Origin of the sequence: Gordonia sp. (in: high G+C Gram-positive bacteria), assembly GCF_049299075.1 — a bacterium.
GTDB lineage: Bacteria > Actinomycetota > Actinomycetes > Mycobacteriales > Mycobacteriaceae > Gordonia.
Map to the genome: position 1 here is coordinate 1 of NZ_JBAQWU010000268.1, position 5,668 is coordinate 5,668.

Sequence of the window (5,668 nt, forward strand, 5' to 3'; positions counted from 1 at the left end):
ACGATGCGGTGCAGCACCGCATCCCGCTCGGTCTCGGTGATGCGTCCCGCGGAGACCTGCTTGTCGAGAACTCGCGCGCTGTACGCCTTGCCGTGCTCGGCGGTTTCCTGGCTGACGTCTTTCAGGATCACCTCGATGCCGGCACGGGCGCACTGGTACGCGATGCCTGCGCCCATCATCCCGGCCCCAAGCACCAGCGCCTTCTTCGCGGTCCACGGCGTCCGGTCGGCGTCGCGGCCGCGCAGACCGGTGACGGTCGCACGGTCGAAGAAGTTCGCCTTGATCATGTTCTTGGCGACCTGTCCCAGCGCCAGATCGATGAAGTACCGCGTCTCGATCTGCAGCGCATTGTCGACGTCGACCTGCGCCCCCTCCACAGCGGCCTTCAGAATGTTCTGCGGCGCAGGGTAATCGGCGCCCTTGAGGTCGGCACGCAGCCTGGCTGGCAGCATCGGAAGCACCGGGTTGAGTGCGCCCGACCGATCGGCGGGTGTTCCGCCCGGCAACACGTAGTCCGCGCGATCCCAGGGCTGACGCGGCGACGGATTGGCGGCGATCCACTCGCGGGCCGCCGGGATCAGTTCGTCGACGGATACCACCAGGTGGTCGACGATGCCCAGTTCGCGGGCCGCAGCGGCCGTCAGCGATCGGCCTGTCAGCAGCAGCTCCGACAGTGCTTTCTGCACTCCGAGCAGCCGCACGGTGCGCACCACACCGCCTGCCCCAGGAAGCAGACCGAGCGTGACCTCCGGCAGACCGAGCCTCAACCGCGGGTCGTCGACGACGATCCGGTGGTGGGTGGCCAGAGCCAGTTCCAGGCCGCCGCCGAGCGCCGATCCGTTGATCGCCGCGACCACCGGGACCGGAAGGGTCTCGAGGCGGCGGAGCAGGTCGCGATTGCGGGCGACGAAAGCGGTGAACTCATCGATCTGCGCGGGATCGGCCTCGAGCAGGTCGTTGAGATCACCACCGGCGAAGAAGGTCTTCTTGGCCGAGGTGATGATCACGCCAGTCACGTCCTGCGCGGCGATCGTCGCCAGGACCTCGTCGAGGGACGAGACGAAGTTCTCGTTCATGGTGTTGACCCGCTGGGTGGGGTCGTCGATGGTCAGCAGGACGATCCCGTCCTCGCCTGTGGAAACGGTGATTGCGCCAACGGACATGGCAGTTCCTCTCGGACTCAGTGCTGCAGTGGTGGATTCAGAGGGCTTCGACGACGGTGGCGATACCCATGCCGCCGCCGACGCACAGGGTGATCAGGCCGTAGCGACCGCCCGTGCGGTGCAGTTCGTCGAGGACCGTGGAGACGAGCATCGCGCCGGTGGCCCCGAGTGGGTGCCCCATCGCGATCGCGCCGCCGTTGACGTTGACGTTGTCCATGTCGACTCCGAGATCGGCCGCGAAGTGCAGCACCACCGAGGCGAAGGCCTCGTTGATCTCGAACAGGTCGATGTCGGAGACTTCGAGTCCCGCCTTCGCCAGTGCCTTTCGGGAGGCCGGCGCGGGCGCGGTCAGCATGATCGTGGCGTTGTCACCGGAGACGGCGGTCGAGACGACGCGCCCCTTGGGCGCAAGGCCCAGATCCCGACCGACCTCGGCACTCCCCACCGCGACGAGCGCGGCACCGTCGACGATGCCGGAACTATTGCCCGCGTGGTGCACATGGTCGATCCGCTCGACCGACGGGAACTCCTGAATCGCCACGGCATCGAAACCGGCGCGTCCGAGGCCGGCGAACGAGGACTTCAAGCCTTCGAGCGTCTGCACCGTGGTCCCGGGCCGGATGGTCTCGTTGCGGTCGAGGAGCATGGTCCCGTTGAGGTCTCGGACCGGAACGGTCGACCCGTCGAAACGTCCCTGATCCTCGGCGCGCGCGGCGAGCTCGTGCGAACGCACGGCGAACTCGTCGACGTCGGCGCGCGAATAGCCGTCGAGGGTGGCGATGAGATCGGCGCCGATCCCCTGCGGCACGAAACCGGCGGTCAGGTTGGTCGCCGGATCGTCCATCCAGGCGGCGCCGTCCGAACTCATCGGCACCCTGGACATGGATTCGACGCCGCCGGCGAAGACGAGGTCTTCGAATCCGGACCGTACCTTCTGCGCCGCGATGTTGACCGACTCCAGACCGGACGCGCAGAACCGGTTCACCTGCAGGCCGGCGACGGTGTCCGGCAAACCGGCGGCGAGTGCCGCGGTGCGGGCGATGTCTCCGCCCTGCTCCCCGATCGGCGACACCACCCCGAGGACGAGGTCGTCCACTCGAGCGGGGTCGAGTCCCGGATTCCGGTCGAGCATCGCCGACAGCAGTCCGGTGACCAGGTCGATGGGTTTAGTCGTGTGCAACGATCCGGAACTCTTGCCGCGTCCGCGGGGCGTCCGGATGGCGTCGTAGACGAAGGCTTCGGGTGTGGTCATCGGGTCTCCTGAAAGGCGTGGCGTCGACTTGATACACATTGTTCATACAGTGTGTACAGTCGTCTTGTCTAGTGATGGAAGGTCGCCAGTTCGTCCACCTGCTGCCGATCGGTCCGGTAGTAGTTCACCGGACTGCTGATATCCGGATATCCGAATGAGATCCCCAGCAGCACTTGACGATTCGACGGCAGGTCGAAGAAATCCCGAAGCAGGGGCGCCTGTGTGGCGAGAGCGGCCTGCGGCACCGTCGCCACGCCGCGCGCATGGGCGGCGAGCAGGAAGTTGGCGACGAAAAGGCCGCAGTCGACGGCGCCGTAGGTACCCAGCGCCCGCTCGGTACTGAGGATCGCCACGTGCGGTGCGTCGAAGAAATCGAAGTTCCGGAGCGTCTGCCGAGCGGACGCCTCCCGATCCCCCTTGTCGATGCCGAGGCTCTCGTACAGCTGCCATCCGCTCGCCCGGCGGCGCTCCTGGAAGACCCCCTCGTAAGCGGCCGGGAAGTCGAAGTCGGGTTCCTGCCGAGGCCCCCGTGCGATCTCGGCGGCCAGCGCCTCGCGCAGCCGCGCGGTGGCCCCACTGTCGGTGATCTCCAGCTGCCACGGCTGGGTGTTGCACCACGACGGAGTACGGCGAGCCACCTCGAGGATCCGCGTGATCTCCTCTGCGGGAACGGGTTCGGGCAGGAATTGCCGGCAACTCCACCGACCGGCCACCAGCTGCTCGAGTATTTCGGTTCCGGCTTCGTCGGCAACCGGCCGGGCGACGTCGTCACGGAGTTCTTGGGACATCTCGATCATCCTCACTGCAGAAGGGCACGGCGTCGGAGCCGCCGTCGAAGGACCGCCGAATACCGGGGCCATACAGTGAGTGTAGACATTGTGTTCAGAACGGTCTAGCGTAGGTGTTGTCCGCATCACACCGACCGAGGAGTGTCCACCATGACCACGACAGCACCGGCCGGCCGCGAACTGACGTTCCGCGGCGACCTCGACGTACCGCCGGGCCTGCCGAAGGGCATCGATCTCGGCCGCATCGCGAACAAAGAGAAGGCGATCAGCATGTACGGCCGGGATCTGGTCGAGCAGCTGACCGATCACGCGCTACTTGCCGACGATTACGCCTACCAGGCGATGGTCGACTTCAAGGACAAGAGCAACGCGATGAGCTGGCGAACGTTCGATCACGCCCTCGAGCACGGGATCGACGCGATCGACGACCCCACACCCGCCATGGTCGCCCTGTTCGATCAGCTCGATCACATCCCGGACTGGGTCGACTTCGATCAGCTCTACCGCGGCGCGGTCGCCTTCTGGCGCGCCGGAACCATCGTCCAGCCGGTGCTCGCCTGGGGTGCCATCGGCGGCGGCTTCTCGATGTACAGCGCCACGCGCCCGGTGCTGTTCTCCGGGCGTCTCCGGCACACCGACAAGGTCGGCACCCGACTCATTGAGAGCTTCCGGTACGTCGTCGCCGCATACACCCCTGGCGGCATGCAGCGCTTCGGGGAGGGGTTCCGCCTCACCGCGAAGGTCCGGATGATCCATGCCGCGGTACGCCACAGCCTGAGTCGGTCGGAGCACTGGGACTGGGCCGGATGGGGCATTCCCATCAACAATCTCGACAGCATGGTCACCCAAGCCGGCCAGTTCGGCGTCAAGTTCACCGACGCCGTCCAGACCTCCGGGATCAAGTACAGCGACCGTGAGCTCGAAGACCTCTTCGCGTTGAGCCGCTACGTCGGATACGTCATCGGTGTGCCCGAGGACATCCTGCACACCGACTACGACGACGCCCGGACCAAGACCGATCTGCACACCCTGCTCGAGCTGCCCCCGGACGACCTGTGCCGCGACGTGGTCGAGTCGATCCTGAAGTTCAGCATCGAGCACCCGCCCGGCGACGTCGAGGTCCTCCCGGAGCCGCTGGCCAAGGTGATGACCGACGAACGGCGTCTCAAGCTGGCCTATGGGCTGCTCTATTCGTGGCTGCCCGAGGACGTGATGCGCCAGATGGGCATAGAGAAGACCGCGTGGGCCAAGATTCTGCCGGCGGCGCGGCCGGCCCTCTCCGCCGCACATCGCGTCAGTCGCTGGTTGCCGCACGACGACGAGAAGTCCGCGTTCGCGATCCTCCGCAGCTTCAACGACGCCATCAGCCTGCCCGAGGGAGCCGCGAAGGCAGCAGCGGTGGCCAACCCGGACGAGGTGCACGCCGACATCGCCGCTAACAAGGGTGGAATGCCGAAGGTCTCCGCCCCGTGACAGGTCCGCTCGCAGGCACACGCATCATCGAACTCGCGGGAATCGGCCCGGGGCCCTTCGCCGGGATGATGCTCGCCGACCTCGGCGCCGAGGTGATCTGCGTCGACCGCCCAGGGGGCAACCCATGGGCGGTGGCCGGGCACGACATCATGTTCCGCAGCCGGAAACACGTGGCCATCGACCTCAAGTCGCCGGCGGGCGCCGACGCGGTGCGCCGCCTCTGCGCGAACGCGGATGCCGTGATCGAGACGTTCCGGCCCGGGGTGGCCGAGCGTCTCGGTGTCGGGCCCGACGACTGCCGGGCCCTGAACTCCGCCCTGGTCTACGGGCGGATGACCGGATGGGGCCAGGAGGGACCACTGGCGGCCCAGCCCGGCCACGACATCAACTACATCGCTCTCACCGGTGCACTGCATTCGATCGGGCGCCCCGGGGGTCCGCCCGTCGCGCCGCTGAACCTGGTCGGCGACTTCGGCGGGGGCGGCATGCTGCTCGCGGTCGGCCTGCTCGCAGGCCTCCTCGCGGTACGCAACGGCGGCGAAGGTCACGTGGTGGACGCCGCCATGATCGACGGCGCTTCGGCACTGATGGCGATGTTCCACTCGTACCGGGCCGAAGGGACGTTCGACGACGCCCCCGGCACCCACCTGCTCGGCGGCGGCGCCTTCTTCTACGACTGCTATCAGACGAAAGACGATCAGTGGGTGAGCATCGGCGCCATCGAAGCCCAGTTCTGGGCCGAGCTCTGCGACGCTCTCGAACTGCCGGAGGACATGCGCGACAACCAATTCGACGCCGCGCGCTGGGGCCGGTTCGGCCAGGTGCTCGCCGATCGGATCGCGCAGTTCACCCGGACCGAACTCGACGCCCTCTTCGAGGGCCGGAACACCTGCTACGCACCCGTGCTGCCGCTCAGCGAGGCGCCCGAGCACCCGCACCATCGCGCCCGCGGCACCTTCATCGACGTGGCCGGGGTCCGGCAACCGGCGCCC

General features: G+C 67.3%; 5 protein-coding genes. 2 read left to right on the plus strand and 3 right to left on the minus strand.

Annotated elements, in window-relative coordinates; genetic code table 11:
* From WAW85_RS08340 to WAW85_RS08350, 3 genes are all read right to left on the minus strand, one after another.
* A partial coding sequence (locus WAW85_RS08340) for an enoyl-CoA hydratase-related protein (RefSeq protein ID WP_422559152.1) occupies nt 1-1,163 on the minus strand: 1,163 nt, incomplete at its 3' end.
* A 37-nt stretch (nt 1,164-1,200) separates the two neighbouring features.
* On the minus strand, nt 1,201-2,415 hold the full coding sequence (locus tag WAW85_RS08345; RefSeq protein ID WP_422559153.1) for an acetyl-CoA C-acetyltransferase: 1,215 nt from the start codon (nt 2,413-2,415) through the stop codon (nt 1,201-1,203).
* Between the two features lie 68 nt (nt 2,416-2,483).
* Complete coding sequence (locus WAW85_RS08350; protein WP_422559154.1) at nt 2,484-3,212, minus strand: nitroreductase; 729 nt, start codon at nt 3,210-3,212, stop codon at nt 2,484-2,486.
* A gap of 141 nt (nt 3,213-3,353) precedes the next feature.
* On the opposite strand from WAW85_RS08350, the gene WAW85_RS08355 reads away from it, so the two are divergent.
* Nucleotides 3,354-4,676, plus strand: coding sequence for an oxygenase MpaB family protein (locus tag WAW85_RS08355; protein WP_422559155.1), 1,323 nt, complete (start codon nt 3,354-3,356; stop codon nt 4,674-4,676).
* Nucleotides 4,673-5,668: CaiB/BaiF CoA transferase family protein (locus WAW85_RS08360; RefSeq protein WP_422559156.1), on the plus strand; the 996-nt coding region annotated here is incomplete at its 3' end. The genes WAW85_RS08355 and WAW85_RS08360, both read left to right, overlap by 4 nt.

Excerpts from the sequence above, each read along its gene's own strand:
- WAW85_RS08345 (WP_422559153.1), bottom strand. The coding sequence starts at position 2,415 with ATGACCACACCCGAAGCCTTCGTCTACGACGCCATCCGGACGCCCCGC.
- WAW85_RS08350 (WP_422559154.1), bottom strand. The coding sequence starts at position 3,212 with ATGATCGAGATGTCCCAAGAACTCCGTGACGACGTCGCCCGGCCGGTT.
- WAW85_RS08355 (WP_422559155.1), top strand. The coding sequence starts at position 3,354 with ATGACCACGACAGCACCGGCCGGCCGCGAACTGACGTTCCGCGGCGAC.